Raw genomic sequence first — 18,821 nt, 5'->3', positions numbered from 1 at the left:
GGCTCGGCTCGGCTCGGCTCGGCGCGGCTCGGCTCGACTCGGCTCGGCTCGGCTCGGCTCGGCTCGGCTCGGCTCGGCTCGGCTCGGCTCGGCTCGGCTCGGCTCGGCTCGGCTCGGGCCTCAACGAGTCGTCGGTGGTGGGGGCTACGGGACAGGCCGGAAGTCGTCCGGGATCGTCCTCACCGACGTGGAGCATCGCCCGACGTTAATCGACGGGCGTTCCCGCTCGCCGTCGGGGTGGCGCAGGCCGCCTTAGTTTTGGCCGCCCGCGTCGGCATGGTGCCACTACGGGACTGTGGTGTGGCGTACCCCCAAAAGCTCTTGATCGTCGATGTTGATCGTGGAATCGGCGCGGAGAACGCGGAGGATCGTGGACGGGGCGAGCAGGTGGGCCGGCGGGGCCAGCATGTTCGAGACGCGGAGGAACGCGGCGCCCAGGGTGGCGTCGTGGACGGTGGCGGCGCGGTACCGGGCCAGATAGGCGTTGAGCGGCCGATCCGTGGGGCGGCGCCGGCCCTCGACCTGGGGGAACCGGAGATCCGTCGCGGAGGCGAGCGCCCAGGGGTTGTCCACCAGACGGGCCGCCTCCCGGAAGTAGCGCTCCGGCGCGGTGCCGATCAACGCGGCCAGCAGCAGCGCCTCCAACGCGGCGACCGTCACACCCTGTCCGTAGATCGGATTGAAGCTGCACAACGCGTCACCGAGCGCGAGAAAACCGACCGGCCGGCGCCGCAGCCGCTCGTAGTGGTGCCGGACGCTCGCCGGGTACCGCATCCTCGCCGGCGCGTCCAGCGGCTCCGCGGTCCGCAGGAAGGCGGCGATCTCGGGACCGGGCAGCGACTCGGCGAAGGCCAGCATGCCGGCGTCGTCGGTCGGCGGCTCCTCGCCCAGCATCCCGGCGAGCAGCACCACCACCCGGTCGCCGTCCTGCCGGATCGTCACCCCGGTCCGCTGCATGCCCGGATACGGCGCCATCACGACGGCGAACGGCGCGCCCGCACCGGGGTCGTAACGGTAGTGACGGGTCGTGTAGACGACCTCGGAACGGACCGTGGTCACCGGGATCTCGCCGTAGCCCAGCGACCGCAGCCACCGCGGGGCCCGCGTGGCGCGGCCGCTCGCGTCGACGACCAGATCGGCGAGCATCTCCGACCGTGTCGTGCGGACACCCCGGACACGCTTGTCGTGCAGCAGGGCGGTGACGTCCTCGCCGTCGAGGATCCGGACACCGGGCAGGGCGCGCAGACGCTGCCGGACCAGGTGCTCGAGCAGCGGCCGGCTCACACCGAAGACCGGAAGCGTCGACGGGGCGCGGCGCATCGGGTGGCCGTCCAGGTACCAGTGGCAGTCGGCGTGCGCGTCACCGGCGGGCACCCCGGCGGCCAGCATCTCGTCGACGAAACCGGGGAACAGTTCCTCGAGGGCGGTGCTGCCGCGGGCCAGCAGGACGTGCGCCTGGCGGCTCTGGGGCACACTGCGGCGGGGTACGGCCCGATCCGGCACCGTGTCCCGGTCGATGAGCGTCACCTGGTCGAACGTGCTGGTGAGGGCCCGGGCGGCGAGCATCCCGCCGATGCTCGCCCCGATGACCACCGCATGCCTCATGAGTGGAATTGTGTGCTCAGGTGCGCATTTTGGAGAAGGTCTTGACCCGCGGCCACCCGGTCGTGAACCGCCGCCGGGCCGTGGCGGTACCCGTCGGTGGGAGGTGCACCGATGGCGGACCCGGCGCAGTGGTTCAGCGGCCTCGGACCGGCGGAGGATGCCGCCGAGATCGCCGACGGCATCCGGAACGGCAGCTGGGTCGACGTGTCACTCGGCACGCTGGGCGGAACCCTGGACACGCTCGCGATGGCGGTGGACCCGCTCGGCTCACTGACCGCGTGGGGCGCCGGCTGGCTGATGGAACACGTCCGGCCGTTGCGGGAGGCGTTGGACTGGCTGGCCGGCGACCCGGGTGAGATCGCCACGCAGGCGGCGACCTGGCGAAACGTGTCCGAGGCGGTTGCGGATGCGGGGCAACGTCACGCGAGCGACCTCCGGGCGAACACCGCCGAGTGGTTCGGGGCGACGGCTGACGCCTACCGTGTGCACGCCGCGGAGCAGACGGCGGCGATGGAGGGCATCGCGGTCGTATCGGGGGCTATCGCGTCCGCGGTGGAGGGCGCCGGGCTGCTCGTCGGGATGGTCCGCGAGATCGTACGGGACCTGATCGCCCAGTTCGTGGCGACGCTCGCGGTGCGACTGCCGCAGTGGCTGGCGATGGAGGGCGTGACGCTGGGCCTGGCGACGCCGGCGGTGGCCAGCCAGGTGGCGTCGTTGGTGAGCACATGGGCGAACCGGATCCGGAAGTTCATCGGGTCACTGCTCACCAGCCTGCGACGGTTGAGCGGAATGCTGGACGCCCTGACCGGTGTCCTGCAGCGACTTCAGAATCTGCTGCGCCGCCTCAGCCGAACCGGCCCCACCGGCGCCCACCCGGAGGCCGGACTGTTCCGGGAAGGCGACGGTATCGTCCGTAACGGGGTCCGGATCATCATGAACGAGAAGAACGTCATGGCCGTCGCGAAGAAGTTCGGCATCGACATGCGGGACGTCCGATTCTCTTTGGACAAGATCCGGCGGGGCTCCGGCGAAGGCAAAGAGTTCTACGGCGTGACGATGCCCAACGGTGAGATCAAACTGGCTCGGGACGCCTTCATCTCGGAGGAGCAGCTGGCCCGGACTCTGGCACACGAGAGGTTCCACCTCGACGAGTTGCGTGCGGGGCGAGCGTTTCCGTGGAAGGAGGCGGCCCGGGCGGCCGCCGAGGTGCGGGCGTATGCCCATGAGGAGCGATGGTGGCAAGCGAACAAGCACTTACTCGATGCGGAGTAGATCGCCCATGCCTGAGATGACCGATGCCGATCGCCGGTGGGAGGCGTGGTTCGACGCTTTCACGAGGATCCGGGATGCCTGGCCCGATCAGATCGACGTCCCGTGCCCGGACGGCGATCACGGGCAGCTGCACATCACGTACACCGGTGATCCGGTGTCCCGAGTGGGGTTCGCCACGATCTGGTGTGATGCGGGGCGCAACGGCATCTTCCTCTCCCGGGTCGGCATCCCGGAGGGCGCGGAGATGCTGTCCTTCGACGCGACGCCGGAGCAGCGGGCCGCCGTCATCCCGGACATCGACCTGATCCCGACCGATCCCTACGGATGACCGTCCCGGCCGAGCGCCTCCGCGTGATCGGCCCGCAGCCACGGTGAGTCGAGCACCCGGTCCTCCAGGAACCGGATGACCGGATGCTCGATCAGCGCGTCCCGCTGGACGACCGAGTGCACACCGCCCGCGATGTCGCCCAGCTCCTCCAGGTCGGCGCGCAGCACGGCGAACTCCTCGACCCCCGTGTAGAAGACCGCGCCGTCCCGGCTGCCGTCTGCGGCCCACGGCCGTTCGAAGCGTTCGCTCCGGCCGGCGAGCGCCGCGTTCGGCGTCACCGCGTAGACCGCGCTGAGCAGCACACTCAGCCGAGCCTGCACCGGATCGGTCAGGTCGGTGCCGGGTTCCGGGAGGGAATCCGCGGACCAGGGTGGGCCGGCGACGGCCAGGTCGTCGACGAACGTGACGACGACGACCCGGTTCAGGTCGACCCGGTAAGTGCCCTCGTGCAGGGCAGCCTCACCGTCCGGCAGCGACCACGCCAGGGAGTCCACCCGGACGTGGTAGTTCGGCGGGAATCCCAGCTTCACCGGCTCACCCTCTCATCCGCGGTTCAGCGCCCGCCCAGAATGCGGCGGATCTCCGGCTCGTAATGCTCCTCGCGTTTGCTCGTCACCACGCCGCCGCCCGGGGTCTGCACCTCGAACGCCTGCTCGTCGGTGACGACACCGCGCGCCTCGTCGTCCCTCTCGGTCCGGTCCCGGCCGTCGCTGGTGCGCCGCCGGTTGAGTTCCGGCGCGACGGTTCCGGGCCGTTCGACCCGGCCCGGACCGCTCGCACGGGTCGCGGCCCGGCTGCGCAGCTCCTTGGGAACCTCTTCCAGCTTGGACACCCTGCTGCCCGAGGGCGGCGGGGCGGGTGCGTCGATGACCGGGGCGCCGGCCTCGGTGCGCGCCTGGTCGGCGCCGATCCAGTCGGCACCGGCGGGCTTCCGGCCGTCTTTACGTCCGGGCCGTCCGCGGGACGGTGCGGGAGTTTCCGGGGTACGGGTCGGACGCTGCAGAACCGGCGGCGCGGTGCCCTCGCGGTGCACGGCGTCGCCACCGGTCCCGCCCAAGCTTGGCGGCCGCATCTCCTGCTGGCTGCCCGGGCGTACCCGGTTGCGGTCGCCGGTCGGATTCTTCAGCACCGGCGGAGTGGTGCCGCCGGGCCGGCCGAACTGCTCCGCACCGTCGATCGTGGTGCCGGGCACACGGCGGCCGGCGTCGTCCGAACCCTCGCCGCGCCGGCGCTGGCCGTTCGGCGGCTGACCCGGCGTGCCCCGTCCGGGCTGGCCGGGGGCGCCACGACCGGGCTGTCCCGGCGCGCCTCGCCCGGGCTGACCCGGCTGACCGGGCGTGCCCCGGGCAGGGTCGCCCGGTGTCGATGTCGGACGCCGCAGGCTGCGTCCGGGCGGCTGACCCGCGCCGGGCGACTGCGGGGCGCCGCCGGCGCCGCGGTTGAAGGCGTTGCGGGTCAGCTGGCCGGGGTTCGGCGGCCGGGCCGCACTGGTGGCCGGACCGGCCGCCGGGGACGTGCCGAGACCGGGCGGACGCGACAGCGACGGTACCGAACCGGGCAGGCTCGGCTTGACCGCGCCGACGCCGGGCGGCGATCCGGCGAACGCGGGCGGCGGGGCGGGCAGCGGCGCCACGGCCGGCGGGACCACCCCGGGCGGGGTGATCGAAGTCGGCGGGTTGGCCACCGCCGGGGGCGCGACGACGGCCGGCGGGCTGGTGGGCAGCGTCGGCGCGGGGGCCGGGGTCGGCGCGGTGGCCGGCGGTTTGGGCGCGGTAGCCGGCGGGGCGACCGGGGTCGGCGCCAGCGCCGGCGGCTTGGCCCCACCCGACGGCACCGGGTTGGGCGCGTTCACCCCGCCCGGTCCGCCGAGCGACGGCGGCGTGACCAGCGCCGGGTTGCCCGGGGTGTTGAGTACCGCGTCCATCGGGCGGTACGGCGGCCCGACTCCGGTGGCGACCAGGGTCGTGTACTCGTAGTGCTCGTTGCCGACGCGGTACGCAAGTTCCTGAGCCCGCTGCTGGAACTGCTGGACCGTCTCGTCGACCTGTTGCTTGACCTGCCAGTGCTTGGCGTCCTCCCAGTCGGTCGTCCAGTACCGCTCGGAGAAGTTGAACCACTCGCTCAACTGCCCGGCCAGGTCGACGTTCTGGGCGGTCTGCAGGGCGCGCTCGTACTCCGCCCAGAGCGCGTCCATGTCGGCGCGGGCGGTGATGCTGATCTGCACCAGGTGACGCAGGGCGGTGACGTTCTGCTGGGCCGCGTCCATCCAGACGTCGAGGTAGGCGAGCACCTCACCGGGCCCCTTGCCCAGGAACGCGTCGCGGGCCTTGGGGGACTGCCAGCTCTCCGCCTCCAGGCGGTTGCTCGAGCCCAGCACGTACGTCCGCACGTTGTCCATCACCGACCAGGCGTTCTGCCAGTGGTCGGCGAGTTCGGCGATCTTCTCCGGGTGCATGTTCCGGATGCGCATCCGGATCTCTTCGATCGTCTTGCCGTCCGCGCTGCCCGGCTTGGAGGTGAACGGCTCGTCCGACGACTGGTGAGTGCCGTAGTGCAACCGTCCGCTGTACGGGCTGTACCCGTAGTTCGGGTCCGCGGTGGTGCCCCAGTAATCAACCATTCGTCAGGGTGCCGTTCAGGGTCGGGTCGTACTCCGCACTGAGTGGCTTGTCGACGGTCAGCTGCCCCTCGGTCTCCTTGCCGGTGTACGTCGTGCCGGTCGTCTCGCCCTCGGCGTTGTACGTCGTCTCGGTCTGCATGCCGGTGTTCTGGTCGACGGTCACCTCGCGGCTGCCGGTCTCGGTGACCTTGCCGTTCTCGCCGGTGGTGGAGTTCTGCGTCTTCTCGTTCGCCACCAAGCCGTCGTCGTCGTAGGCCGTGGTCGTCCGGGTGGTTGAGTTCCCGCTGGTCACCGTCTTGACTTCCGTGTTGGTGGCCGGGTTGTACGACGTGACCGTGCGGGTGCTGGTCGTCGACAGGACCTCGCCCTTGCTGTTGTAGATCGTGATTGTCTGGACGACACCCCCACCGCCGGGGACGTTCATCGTCACGGTCTGCAGCTTCTGGCCGGTGTTCGGGTCGGTGGAGACCGTGGTCGTCTGGTAGGGCGTCTCTGACAGAGTCTGAGGCTCGTCCCAATCAGGGCTGTTCGCGACGACCGGGGTCTCGGCAGCCTCGGCGGAAGCTTCCCGGACTGCCTCGCTGTAGGTCTGGCCGATGTGCGACGGCAGGCCCGCGGGACGGGAGACCCCCGGGGCACCGAAGGCGAAGAGGACGTCGTTGACACTGGCGGCCTGCGTCGCGTCCTCCGCCCCGTAGATGTCGGCGATGGTCTGGGCGGCCGACCCCACGTTGAACAGTGACTGACCGAGATTGTCCAGGTAGCTGAACAGTTCGGAGGCGTTGGCGGCCAGCTGGGAGCGCAGGTACATCGCCTCGCCGAGGGTGGTGCCACCCCACGCCTCGTACGGCCCACTGAACAGGTCGTTGAGGTTCATCTTGCGGTTGGCGAGGTCGAGTTGCTGGCTCACCATGTCCTTGGCGTAGTCGCGCAGACCCTCGACGTCGACCTTCAGCGGCTCGGAGTCGACCCACCCGGCGTTCGTGTTCCCCGACGTCTCCACCGAGTACGGACTGTTCGCCGAATAGGGTGTTCCGTTCCCCGTGTCCAGTCCCATCATGCCTCCCCGTATCGCCGGCTTCGCTGGGTGAACCCGTCTGGCCAGCTAGGGTAATCGGCCACGGCCGTATAGGCGATGGTGTGTCTGAACACTGCCTGTGCAGCCCTTTTGTCGATGGACGGACGAGCCTAATCGGCCACAACGGGTGGCCTTGACACCAGTTCCGCGGTTACCGTCGCTGCTCCATGGAGATTTCGTGTGCCGCTTCACGGGGAGCGAGCCGACATCGAGAGGCGGGGTGATCCCTTGTCGGGGACTCCAGGTATGGGCCAGGTCCATGCCACTCAGGAACAGCTGAACGCGATGGCGCAGCGGTGTGAGGACACCGGCCAGAACATCGCCACCGGTATGGCGCAGCTTGTCGACCGTATCCAGGCGCTGGGCGGTTCGGGTCTGGACGGCTCGGCGAACCAGGCGCTGCAGAACGTGTCCGCCCAGTTGAACTCCGGGCTGACCAAGATCATCAACGCCCTGGACGAGCTCGCGGGCAAGATGAGCAACGCGTCGACGCAGTACGGCGTGAACGACGAGGACGCCGCGCGGGAGATCCAGAACGCTGCCGCGAGCACCGGTGACTCCAGCGTCATGAGCATCCTGCGCGGCTGAGCGCGACCCGGATCGAAAGAGGCGAACACATGAGCATCACCTACAACTTCGGCCAGATCAGCGAAGTGTCCGGCGCCATCAACACCTTCCAGGGTTCGATGGAGCAGCAGCTGGAGGACCTGTACAAGCAGTTCTCCCAGCTGTTCGCCCAGGACTGGACCGGCGCCGCCGGCACCGCCTGCGACGAGGCCCGCCAGAAGTGGGACCAGGGCGCGAAGGAGATCAAGGTCGCGCTGGCGCAGGTCGGCACCAAGCTCGGCCAGGCCGGCGAGCGCATGCAGGGCGTCGACCAGCAGATCGCCGCGGGTATGTAGTGACGTCATCGGCCGGTGACCCGATGAAGGGCCACCGGCCGATGACGTACGGTCCCCTTGGCGGATCGTGAGGGTGGAAACCGGGAGGACGGAAGTGGCGGACATACCGGGACGTCCCGACTGGGGCGCGCTCCGCGGGATGATGGCTGACCTGCAGAAGGCGACCAAGGGCCTGCCTGATCTGCAAGACCGGATGATGAGCCTGACCGGGACCGCCTGGTCGCCGGACGGCATGATCAAAGCGGTCGTCGGGCCGCGAGGTCACCTGCTGGAACTCGACATCAATCCGCGTCTGCTGCGCCAGCCCAACTCGCAGGCCCTGTCGGCGAGCATCGTGGCGACCGTGCGTGCCGCCGTCGAGGAGGTCGGCGCCCAGGGACGTGACCTGATCCAGGAGAGCCTGCCCGCGGACATGCGCCACCTGGGTGACGGCGGAATGACCGGATACATCGGCACCCACGACGCCGACGTTCTGATCCGCAGTAAGGACCGCGATGAGTAACTTCGTGCAGATCGGTTCCAGCCCGGCTGAGATCATCGGGATCGCCACCCGGATCAGGAACCGTGGCAGCGACCTGTCCGAGGAGATCAGCCGCCTGAACCAGGCCATCCGGAGTCAGGAGGCGGAGGGTGACACCCTGCCGCACGACGACTTCACCGATGCCTTCCTGAAGGAGTACAACAAGGTCGCCACCGCCAGCGACGGCAAGGACTATCCGGCTTGCGAGGCGGTCCGGATCGGTGCGGCGTCCTGCGGCGACAAGCTGACCGCGATCGGCGACTTCGTCGTCAAGGCGATGACCGGGTACGAGTCCACCGATCAGCAGAGCGGCGACGACATCAGTCGCACGGACCTCTGACGGCGCCGTCGTGAGCGCCGAAGAGCACGAGTTCATGACGTCGCTCCTCGACTGGTTCACGGAGATCGAGCAGTGGATCCCCGGCGCCCGGTCGAAGGTGGGCGAGCTGATCCTCGGCCCGCTTCCGCTGGCACACGCCAACGACGTGTACGACCTGGCCGACCACTGGGGCGCGCTGGCCGACTCGCTCAACGCGGCGTACGAGGACGTCATGCAGGCGGCCAACCCGATCCTGGAGAATTGGTCCGGCGACGGCGCCGCGCAGATGTTCACCCAGGACTGGTTCAACTACCTCGAAGGCCTGCGCCAGTCGGCGGAGAGCGCTGCCCAGATGCGGCAGGGCGCCCAGAACTTCGGCCTCGAGGTCGAGCTGATGAAGTTCATGGCGGCCATCAACCTCGTCATGCTCGCCTACTCGCTGTTCGCCATCGCCGCGGCCGCCGGCCCGTCCCTGGGTGCCGCCCTGCTCGGCGTTCCAGCGGCGTTCGCAGCAGCGAAGACGGCTATTTTTGCGGCTGCCCGGCAGGCCATCGCCAAGATCATGTCGCTGTCGATGCGCATCGTCATGCGCGACATCGGCATGCTGTTCACCCGGCTGCCCGGGGCCCTGACCCACACGCTGCCCACCGCGTTGCGCAACGGCGCGACACGGCTCGGCCCCGCGATCGCCAGCCGGGTCAACGTCCCGGCGATGCGGACCGCGATCACTCAGGGCGCCAGGGACATCTGGGCGCAGGGCTTCAACCAGACCGTCCGCAACATCGGCGCACGCGGCATCTCCACCTCGGTCGCCAACCGGATCGCCGCCCAGTCGCTGCGTACTCTCGCCGCCGAACAGGTCGGCGCCGGTCTCGGCCGGCAGATGTCCCGCGAGGCGCAGCGCCAGATGGCCAAGGAGATCCGCAATCAGCTGCTGCTGAAGTGGGCCGGCAAGGAGGGCGCCGACGCGGCCGCCTCCGGTCTGTCCCGGATCGCGGTGGACCGGATCGGTCAGAGCATGCTGGGCCGGGAGTTCGCCCAATATGTGGGGACGCGGGTCGGCATCGGCGCCGGTTTCATGGGCGGCGGCAACCTGGTCGGCCAGATCGGACAGATCGTCTCCGGCAACCGGACCGACGGCGTGGACTGGGCTCAGGTCCGGGACAACACGATCCAGGGCGGTGCGGCCGGCCTGGGCATGTTCGGCGGGGTCACCGGGCACACGATCGGTGGTGGTCTCGCAGCCGGCGGCTACACCCTCGGCGCGCAGACCGTCGACTACATCCGCAGTGACGGTGAGAAGGGCCTCAACTGGAACGAGATCTGGTTGAGCGCCCGCGACGGCGCCGCCTCCGGCCTCTTCGCCGGCGTCGAGACCGTCCTCGAGCCCGGCCTTCCCAACCTCACCCGGGACGACAGCGGAGCGCTCCGCATCGGCAGCGATGTGCACTTCATCGCCGGCGAGGACGGCACGTTCAGCATCGCCGGGACCAGTCGTGGCGAGTCCCTGCTGCTGACCAGCGACGGCTACGTGGCCCACCAGGGCGCGGACGGCGTCCGGACCGTCGACACCGAGATCACCGGCCGCGGCGACGTGACCGAGGGGATCAGCCGGGTCTTCGACAGCCCGGAAACCCGCACGGACAGTGGTGGCGGCGCAGGAGAGGCGAGCTCTCGCGGGTCCGATGCGGCCCCGGTGCCGGGTCACCCTTCTTCAACCCCGGATGGGGTACGCGCAAACGACAGCACCACCACCGTGGCTGACCGGGCGCCGGACTCCGAGCGGTCGGTCCCCGACCGGACGTCCGCGAACGACGGCGGTTCGACCGCTGCTCGGCAGGAGGCCACCACGCGGGGTGACGGCGGTGGCGATCCGCCGGACACGACCAGGGCCGCTTCGGGCGACGGCGGTTCGACCGCTGCTCGGCAGGAGACCAGCACGCGGGGTGACAGCGGTGGTGATTCGCCGGACAGCACCAGGGCCGCTTCGAACGACGGTGGCTCGCCTGCTGCTCGGCAGGAAGCCACCACACGGGCCGACGGGGGCGGCGACCCGCCGGACAGTGGCACGACCGCGCGACCGGAACAGAACACCGCGGAGAGCGTCCGGACCGCCCCCTCCGACGGGAACCGCACGCCCGCGTCCGACTCGCGGACGTCGACGTCGGAGACACACCGTCCGACCGCTTCCGATCAGAGCACGATCGGCACCGGCCACCCGGCTGCGGCCACCGAACACTCCACGACGGCCACCGACCGTGGGGCGACGACGCCGACCGGTGAGCAGCCCCGCGTGACGGGGGACCAGGTCACACCACGGGCCGGCGCGGAATCGTCCGCTGGGCGGGACGGGACTTCCGGCGTACCCACAAAGGGCGAAAGCGGACCGCCGGACGGACCACCGCCGGATCGGACCACGGCTGCTCCCGACCGGACCGCGGCCTCTTCCGGCCGGACGACGCACGATGCTGCTCCCGACCGGACACACGAGACGGCTGCCGACCGGACGCATGAGGCTTCTTCCGACCGGACACATGAGGCTGCGGACAACGCCGGGCGGGAGTCTGATCACCCGGCGGACGCGGCGACCGGTGGGGCTATCCGGCCGCGGGACGACATTCGGGCCTTCGATTGGGCTGAGCGGGCCTATGACCGGTTCCGTGGGGACGACGCGGATGTCGCGGAGATCGCCGGGAACCTGAGCGACGTGCAGCGGGCGGACGGGACCACCGGGTACTCGGTGGCCGAGATCAATCAGATCAAGCAGCATCTGATGGTCGAGGAGCACCCGATCCGCGATTACGACGGGGTGCTGGAGCACCGGCGGTTCGACGCGTCACCGGACATCGCCGAGGCGTGGATCCGGCTGCGCGAGGGCAACCCGCTGCCCGAGGATCTGGTCCTGCTCAACCACGAGCTGGCCGAATCGAATCACATGCGCGCCCACCCGGACGCGGACTACACGACCGCGCATCAGCACGCCAATGAGCAGCACAATTGGCAGGACATCGTGCCGGGTCGGACCGGCGAGGACCTGGACGGCAAGTGGGGAAGGCAGGACGGCGATGGCGCTTCTGGTTCACTTCCGGAAGGCTCGCGAGGACGAGAGACAGGTGGAGTATCTTTTCGGCCACCCGACGACGGACCGGCTGCTGGTGATCGACAAAACGTCGATGGAGGGCAGCCCGGCGGACGGGAACCCGGACAAACCGTTCGCGGCGGCGTTGAGCAAGATCCTGCGCCTGCACCGCGAGCGGGAGACGTGGCCACCGGGCGGGACGTACGCGGCGTAGACCCGGCCACCCGGAACGGCCCGGCCGGTGAGCGAACGCACGGTGACGTCCCGGCCGGTGAACGGGTACCCGGTGACGGCCCGTCGCACGGATCGGCGCCCGATCCGGCGAGCACCGAGAGTCCCCTGCTTGCCAGCAACGGAGCGGGCACCGGTCTGCCGCCGACCCCGGAGACGATCCGGCAGGGCACCGTCCGGATGGAGGACCACCCGGACTATCCGCGCGCCGTGGAGACCCTCGCTGAGCAGGGATTCTCCGTCCTACCGTCGCAGGAAGGGCACCCGCACACCGTCATCCGGCACGTCGTCGACCCGAAGACCCACGAGGTGCTGCGGGTCGAGCGGGAGGTGCGGGTCGTCGAAGGCATGCGGTACCTCGACCTCGAACACGAGATGGCGCACGTCCGTGCCTCCGTCGAACGCTTCGGCCCCGGCGAGCACCCGCCGTCGGAGATCTACCGGGACCGTCCGGGGAACACGCCGAAGGAGATGACCAAGGTCAGGGGCCGGCTCACCACCGAGCAGAACACGATCGGTGAGTACCAGGTCCGGCTCGAGGAGTACCTCCGGCTCTCCGAACGGGGCGTCGACCCGGACGTGCTGGCGGAGCACGTGGCCGGGGTCGACAAGCACCGTGGTGACTACCACGAGGTCATGAACGACGCGTGGGACAAGAAGAACTCGAAGGAGTGGGCGAGGGAGCACTACCCGGACATCCGCGATCTCGAAGCCCGGTACGACGAACTGCGAGCGGCGGAGAAGGACGGCACCGGCCCGGACCCCCGGACAGGGCAGCCGTCGACGGGCGGCGACAGCACGCCGATGGCCAAGGCGCCCGGCGGCGTCGACCCGTACCGGATGCTGCCTGTTGAAGGTCCGAAACCGGTTGATCCGGTCAACGTGCCGCACGAGGTCGCCCGGCTGATCGGCGACGAGATGGGTGACCTGGTCGCCGGTCGGGACGGCGTCGCCCCGGACCAGCCGCAGCGCGCCGATTGGGACGCCGACGCGGGAACCCTGCGCGTCCGGTACGGCGACGGCCTCGAAGTCGACGTGATCGTCCAGGTCAACGAATCGGTGCCGCCCGGGCAGGCGGTGGTGGTCCGGCCGTCCCTGGAGATGGTGGACGGAACCTGGCAGCAGACGAGTGCGGCCGGCGTGGTGGTGTCCTCCCACATGTCGGCCGACCCGGCCACCCGGGCGGCGCACGTCAGTGAGGCCTTGGACGCGGCATGGCGGACGATGCACGACGAGATCGGCCCGCAGTTGCGCGATCCGGACGGCCCGGCGGTCACCCCTCGCGATCCGGACGGCCCGATGCCCCCGGCTCGCGATCAAGGCGGCTTGCCGGTCGACCATCTCTCCGGCCCGGAGGCGATGCGAGCCCTGGAGGAGCCGCTGACGAGCGGCGACGTCCCGGTACGCGACGCCGACGGCATCGGCATGCACCGGGCCGATCCGGCCGCCGCGCCGTCCCCTGCGGCATTGACGCCGGAAACCGTCCGGCAAGCGCTGACCTCCACTCGCGGACCGGAACAGATCAGCCGGTGGGCGGGCGACCACCTGTCCGACCGCGACCAGAACGGCACCGCCCGCCCGAAGACCGCCGACGAGATCACCGAGGTCGTCGACCGCCACGCGGGCGAGGCCCTGAACCGGGTCACCCCCGCCCCCGACGTCGCGTCGGTGGTGCATACCGCCAGCCCCATCGAGGGCACTCGCTTCGTGCCCGAAGGCCGGTCACCGTACGAGAACCCCGTCCACCTCGGCGAACTCCACCAGGCGATCAACGACGTGCTGCCGGGCGACTTCTCCGACGGCGGCATCGTCCGGATCTCCTCGGACGGCGTCGACATCCGGGTGGACAAGGCGGACGGCACCACCGGGTACTTCCGGCCCGAGCTGGGCGTCAACATGCCCGACCTGGCCGAGACGACGGTTCGCTCCGGCACGCCGCAGGACCCGCACATCGTCCGGGTGAACAACCGGGTCTCCGCCGACAACCTGTCCCGCGTCTGGGTCCACGAGATCACCGAGACGCTGGCCGTACAGCACGCGGCGGCCACCCGCCCGGAACCGCAGGGCATGCTCCGGCGTGCGATGACCAAGCTGGGCAACCTCTTCGGTGGCGGCCGCCCGGAGACGACCAGGGTGGACCCGCACGCGGCGGCCCGCGTCAACGAGCGGGTGCACCTGCAGCGACGGCTCAACGAGGCGTGGGCGCGTCCGGACGTGCAGCAACGTCTGCGGCAGGAGATCGCCGGCGTCGAACGGGACCTGGAGAAGCTGGGGCATCCGGTGCCCCGATCCCTTTTCGAGGACATCGGCCGGCGAACCGGACCGTCACCGTTCGGTTCGCATGATTCGCTGGGCAGTCGGATGCGGCCCGACGTGATCGGTCAGTCCGAGCCGATGGGCAGGCCCGAGGCACCGGCCCGCAATGGTCTGCTCGGCCGCAGCGGTGTCATCGGTGAAACCGGTCCGGTCTCCGGCTCCCGCTACGGCGACGACGCCGTGCCGCGACACGACGATTTCACCGCACACCGGTACGAGCAGGAGCCACCTGCCGCACATCACCAGCCCGACCCTCACGCCGAGCCTGAGGCGTCACACATTCCAGACCTCCAGGACCCGACACCTCCGGATGTCGGCGACGGCCCCCGCGAACCAGGGGAGCCCCGTCCGTCTCTGCGCGACCTCTTCCCGCGGACGACGGGTTCGACGGTGGACTGGAGCACGGTCGTCCAGAAGGTGTTCGACCGGGAGTTTCTCAACCGAGACTTCAAGGGCTTCGACGTCCAGGTGGACCACGCATACTCCGCACAGGACGGTTTCTCCGTCCGGATGAGCGTCTGGGAACACGGCGATGATACGAAACCGGTCGGTCACATCACGCGGCGTTTCAGCTACTCGCAGGACCAGGATCTGCTTGTCGCCACCCACGCCTCGCTCACGATCGACGAAGGTTTGCAGGGTTCCGGGTTCGCCAAGGCCTTCAACGATCATATGGAGGAGTGGTACGTCGAGTCCGGAGTGGACCGGATCGCCATCCACGCCAGTATGGACGTCGGTGGATACGCGTGGGCCCGGGCCGGGTTCGGCTGGGACACCCAGAACTGGGGGGGTGCGGAGGCCGACGGTGCCTTCACCCGGCTGCGTTCCGAGATCCGGCAGCTGAGCGAGGACCTGTCCGACTGGGGCGCTGCGAAGAACCGGGATGAGATCCGCGAGCGGCACCGATACGGCGAATCCGTGGACGTCGAGGAGCATCTGACCACCCAGAAGAAGGCCGCGGAGCAGCTGTACCGGCAGTACCGGACCTCCACGTACGGCGATGCCGACTTCCCCACACCCCAGGAAATCAGTCAGGTGGGGCGAGACGGGGAGAGCGGCGCAGGCGCTACCTGGATCGGCAAGCGGGTCATGTTGGGCTACGACTGGCATGGGGCCAAGGAGCCCACCGGGGGCATCGAGGCGCCGTTGCGTGCCGAGTCACCGAACCCGCCCACGGTGGAGAAGCCGGTCTTCAACGATGACTCCCCGGTCTACCCGCCTGACGACGCGGGCCGGGACGACCGGAACCTGCCCGGGATGAGGGGGCAGTGGGGACAGTCCTGGGGTGTTGATGAGGCGCAGCCGCACACCGGCGACACCGCGTACTCTCCGAGCGTCGATGAGCCGGCCGAGAACTATCACAGGCCGGACGAGGGCAGAGAGTACTTCCACCACTCGGATGCCGACCCGCTGGCCAAGTGGGGGCCCGCCTACGAGACGCACCCCGAGGCCTGGAACGAGGCCATTGCGGAAGCGGAGTCGTTCGGTGTCGAGGTGATCACCCGGACCGGAGGCCTCGCCTACGGTCCCGGAGGCAGTCCCGGTACACCTGGTCAGCTCATCCTCGACCCGGAGGCCTCCTACGGTGCCCTGCTGCACGAGCTGAGGCACATGCGAGACGATCAGGAGGCCGGCTGGGTCGGCATGCGTGGCTGGTTCACCGACATGGAGGTGCGGTTCCAGGGTGAGGTGCGGGCCTACCAGGTGGAGATTGACTACGCCGAATCGATCGGCGACCACGAGTCGGCGCAGAAACTCCGTGAACTGCTGGCGGAGGAGCACAAGAAGATCACGGGAGAGCAATGACGTTTCCTGAGTTGCCGAGGGTGCCGGTCCCCGCAGTGGGGGAGATGAGTGTCGCGGAACTGGTCGACTTGGCTAGGGGCAGCAATCGATTCCGGGGCAAGGCGGTCTACGAGCTGGCGGATCGGTCCGCCGCCGATGTGCGGGCCGCCGTCGCCCTCGGGGAGCTGGCCACCCGGCCGGAACTGCAGAACGACCGGTTTCATCTGGTGACGATGGCGTGGGCCGCGATCGTCGCACTGTTGCAGACCCAGGCACCGCATGCCCGGCAGGCCGCATACCAGGCGTTCGCGACGCTGCCCGAGAAGGAACAACATGACCTTCTCGCCTACCTGCGCTGTGAGCGGATCCAGGACGCTGAGCTGTCGCCGGCGAGCGCGGAGATCACGTACTTCATCCGGTTGCGTCCCGCCGACCATGAAGCCAGCCCGTCGTGGGTGCTGCGGCGGGTCGTTACGGAGTCCGGAACGGTGGATGAGCTACTCGGCCGGGACGGGCAGTGGCGACCGTCGGACATGTTGGCCCGGGCCGAGCGAGGAGAGCTGCCCGGCCGGCTCGAGCAGACGAGCGATGCTTTGCCGCGACGGGTTCTTGCGACCGCGGTGTGGCAGTTCGGTGCGATTCGGCGAGCGCTGGCCCTGCAGGAGTCGGGCGGATTCGTGCTTCGGCTCGCGAAGGAGACGCCGGGCACCGCATTTGAGGAGTTCGATGTGGAGGACCGTGAGGAGGTGATCGCGTTCCTCACCCGGGCGCCGCTGGTCATGACGGGCGCGGAGGGCACTTACCGTACCGACGGGATGTGGGTGTGGTCCGAGTCGATCGTGGACATGGTACGGGAGACCGGTTCACATCCGGAGAACAAGTTCTACGGTCACATGTTGGCTCGTGAGTTCGCCCTTCCCGAGACGGTCGCGCCGGACGTGGTGGAACGTGCCCGCCGACTGGTGGGATCGGCGGGCGCCCAGGGCGCGGACCGCATTCAGGAACGGAACGTTCCGGGGCAACCTCCGCCGCCCACCCCGGCGGAACGGCGTCGAGCGCTGAGCGCTTGGCACGCGGAATGGGTGGAGAAGCATGCCGCGACGACGCCGTTCCGTCCGGAGAATCACCCTGAGGGCTCCGACTACAACCTCCACCATGTCGACATGGACGCGTCGCCAGAGGCAGATCGGGAATACGTTCGGCGTGCCCGCGAGATCATGGGCCAGGATCCCGAGACGGGTTTCGACATCGGATTCTGACCGTCGAGGTCCCATCAATCGGTACGTCTCGACGGCGGGAGAAAAGAGAATGATCCGGTGCGGCTGCTGACGTTCAACACGCTCTACAAAGGGGACGTGGCTTTCCGGTTGCGGGCGCTCGGTCCGTTCCTGGCGGAGTATGACGTGGTCTGTCTTCAAGAGTTCATGTACCGCCGCAACGTTCGGGTGCTGCGCGAGGTAGCCCCCGGGTTCCGGCACTACCTGTCCACCGGATCGGTGGTGATCAGAGGCGGTCTGGTGCTGCTGTCGCGGCTGCCGGTCGTGCGGCACCGGTTCGTGCGCTATCCGATGAGCGGGCCGGTCCGTCCGGAGTTCTTCATGCGTAAGGGCGCCCAGCTGGCCACCATCGCCGCCCCGGCGGGCGAGTGGACCGTGGTGAACACGCACCTGTCCGCGAATCTCGACGACGACTGGTCGCCGGAGAACCGGTACACCCGGGTGGAGCGGGCCGAGCTGGACCACCTGGCTGCCGCGCTGCCCGCGGACGGGCCGCTGGTGGTGGTCGGTGACCTCAACCTGCCGCGGAAGACGGAGACGCTCGCCTGGTTCCGGGAGGCCGCCGGGCTGACCGACGCGATGGCGGGGGACACCCGGCCGACCTATCGGCCCACGACACAGTGGCCGAACCCGCCCGCCTTCGACCACGTACTGGTCCGGGGCGCCCGGGCCGAAGCCGACCTGGTGCTCACCGACGAGGTGGCCCTGGCCGACGGCCGCCGGGCGTACCTCTCCGACCACTACGGGATCGGGGCGACGATCACCCTCGACTGAGCCGGTCCTTATTTCGGCCGGATCACACCTCGGGCTGTCGTGATGTCGGCGTCGTCGGGTGCGGTGACGGTGACGGGGGTGCCGAACTGGTCGAGGTTGAAGACGACGTGGGCGTAGTACTCGCCCTGCGGGTGGCCGGGCAGGGGGTTGGTGTCGACTTCGCGGACGTACGCCATGCTGATGGTGACGTCGAGTTTGCGGAGCAGGCCGGTGTCGTCGAGCCAGGCCTGGTAACGCATCGGGTTGCCGATCACGTTGAAGAGAACGCCCAACTGCTCCGGCAGGGGAGGGGTGCAGCCGGGGTTGGCGGCGGCGGTGCTGACGCCGCAGGTGATCTCGTATTTGTAGGGGGCGCCGTCCAGGTCGGCCATGTTCTTGCTGTCCCAGCCGTGGACGGCGTCGTCGCGGGTGACCTGGGGGATGAAGGGCTTCCAGACGGTGAAGTCGGGGAGGTCGTTCGTGGGGTCGGCCAGGATGTTGCCCCAGGAGGACGCGGTCTTCGGGCCGATCCACGTGCGTCCGTCATTGGGCTTCATGACGGGTGAGCTGACCCACACGTCTTCGCCGACCCTGATGCTTTCAGCCGTGATCGGTTTCTCGCCGGAGGCTTCGACGCTGGTGTATTCCGTGTTGGCGTCGTCGCTGTCGGCGCCGAATCTGATCATGCTGGTGCCGGTGAAGGCGGCGGTCGGCCCGGCGACCTGCGGGGTGAACT

General features: G+C 69.5%; 15 protein-coding genes. 10 read left to right on the top strand and 5 right to left on the bottom strand.

What is annotated here, in order from left to right:
- Positions 1–285: 285 nt before the first annotated feature.
- Positions 286–1,605 carry an FAD-dependent oxidoreductase gene (locus WH85_RS43845; protein WP_045748128.1) on the bottom strand — a complete coding sequence of 440 codons (1,320 nt, stop codon included), beginning with the start codon at positions 1,603–1,605 and terminating at the stop codon, positions 286–288.
- 111 nt (positions 1,606–1,716) lie between these two features.
- On the opposite strand from WH85_RS43845, the gene WH85_RS47940 reads away from it, so the two are divergent.
- Positions 1,717–2,877, top strand: a complete 1,161-nt coding sequence (locus WH85_RS47940; protein ID WP_157411597.1) for a WXG100 family type VII secretion target — start codon at positions 1,717–1,719, stop codon at positions 2,875–2,877.
- A gap of 16 nt (positions 2,878–2,893) precedes the next feature.
- Positions 2,894–3,205 carry a hypothetical protein gene (locus WH85_RS43835; protein ID WP_045748127.1) on the top strand — a complete coding sequence of 104 codons (312 nt, stop codon included), beginning with the start codon at positions 2,894–2,896 and terminating at the stop codon, positions 3,203–3,205.
- Here the strand turns inward: WH85_RS43835 and WH85_RS43830 are convergent.
- The 3 genes from WH85_RS43830 to WH85_RS43820 are packed head-to-tail and all read right to left on the bottom strand — an operon-like array spanning position 3,196 to position 6,882.
- The gene (locus tag WH85_RS43830) at positions 3,196–3,735 is read right to left on the bottom strand and encodes a hypothetical protein (RefSeq protein WP_045748126.1); all 540 of its coding nucleotides are present in this window, start codon (positions 3,733–3,735) and stop codon (positions 3,196–3,198) included. The two genes, WH85_RS43835 and WH85_RS43830, sit on opposite strands and share 10 nt — an antisense overlap.
- A gap of 23 nt (positions 3,736–3,758) precedes the next feature.
- The gene (locus tag WH85_RS43825; protein WP_045748125.1) at positions 3,759–5,825 is read right to left on the bottom strand and encodes a hypothetical protein; all 2,067 of its coding nucleotides are present in this window, start codon (positions 5,823–5,825) and stop codon (positions 3,759–3,761) included.
- Entirely contained in the window at positions 5,818–6,882 is a 1,065-nt protein-coding gene (locus tag WH85_RS43820) for a hypothetical protein (protein ID WP_157411596.1), read from the bottom strand. The genes WH85_RS43825 and WH85_RS43820 overlap by 8 nt, the downstream gene beginning before the upstream one ends.
- A 267-nt stretch (positions 6,883–7,149) precedes the next feature.
- Between WH85_RS43820 and WH85_RS43815 the strand changes: the two genes are divergently transcribed.
- From WH85_RS43815 to WH85_RS43780, 7 genes are all read left to right on the top strand, one after another.
- Complete coding sequence (locus WH85_RS43815; RefSeq protein ID WP_045748123.1) at positions 7,150–7,491, top strand: WXG100 family type VII secretion target; 342 nt, start codon at positions 7,150–7,152, stop codon at positions 7,489–7,491.
- 29 nt (positions 7,492–7,520) lie between these two features.
- The gene (locus WH85_RS43810; RefSeq protein WP_045748122.1) at positions 7,521–7,805 is read left to right on the top strand and encodes a WXG100 family type VII secretion target; all 285 of its coding nucleotides are present in this window, start codon (positions 7,521–7,523) and stop codon (positions 7,803–7,805) included.
- Between the two features lie 94 nt (positions 7,806–7,899).
- On the top strand, positions 7,900–8,307 hold the full coding sequence (locus WH85_RS43805) for a YbaB/EbfC family nucleoid-associated protein (RefSeq protein WP_052721238.1): 408 nt from the start codon (positions 7,900–7,902) through the stop codon (positions 8,305–8,307).
- Entirely contained in the window at positions 8,300–8,665 is a 366-nt protein-coding gene (locus tag WH85_RS43800) for a hypothetical protein (protein WP_045748121.1), read from the top strand. Before WH85_RS43805 ends, WH85_RS43800 begins: the two co-directional genes overlap by 8 nt.
- 10 nt (positions 8,666–8,675) lie before the next feature.
- On the top strand, positions 8,676–16,076 hold the full coding sequence (locus WH85_RS43795) for a WXG100-like domain-containing protein (RefSeq protein ID WP_045748120.1): 7,401 nt from the start codon (positions 8,676–8,678) through the stop codon (positions 16,074–16,076).
- A 212-nt stretch (positions 16,077–16,288) separates the two neighbouring features.
- Positions 16,289–17,314, top strand: coding sequence for a hypothetical protein (locus WH85_RS53530; protein ID WP_245674355.1), 1,026 nt, complete (start codon positions 16,289–16,291; stop codon positions 17,312–17,314).
- Positions 17,315–17,371: 57 nt separating this feature from the next.
- On the top strand, positions 17,372–18,106 hold the full coding sequence (locus tag WH85_RS43780; RefSeq protein ID WP_045748119.1) for an endonuclease/exonuclease/phosphatase family protein: 735 nt from the start codon (positions 17,372–17,374) through the stop codon (positions 18,104–18,106).
- Positions 18,107–18,114: 8 nt separating this feature from the next.
- On the opposite strand, the gene WH85_RS51960 is transcribed toward WH85_RS43780, so the two are convergent.
- Positions 18,115–18,642, bottom strand: a complete 528-nt coding sequence (locus WH85_RS51960; protein ID WP_211275633.1) for a hypothetical protein — start codon at positions 18,640–18,642, stop codon at positions 18,115–18,117.
- Between WH85_RS51960 and WH85_RS52590 the strand changes: the two genes are divergently transcribed.
- The coding region (locus tag WH85_RS52590; RefSeq protein WP_211275632.1) for a hypothetical protein at positions 18,641–18,821 on the top strand (181 nt) is incomplete at its 3' end. The two genes, WH85_RS51960 and WH85_RS52590, sit on opposite strands and share 2 nt — an antisense overlap.

Source organism: Actinoplanes rectilineatus (assembly GCF_000962825.1).
Taxonomy (GTDB): domain Bacteria; phylum Actinomycetota; class Actinomycetes; order Mycobacteriales; family Micromonosporaceae; genus Actinoplanes; species Actinoplanes rectilineatus.
The sequence above is the reverse complement of the archived record's forward strand: the minus strand, read 5'-3'. Positions and strand labels throughout refer to the sequence as shown.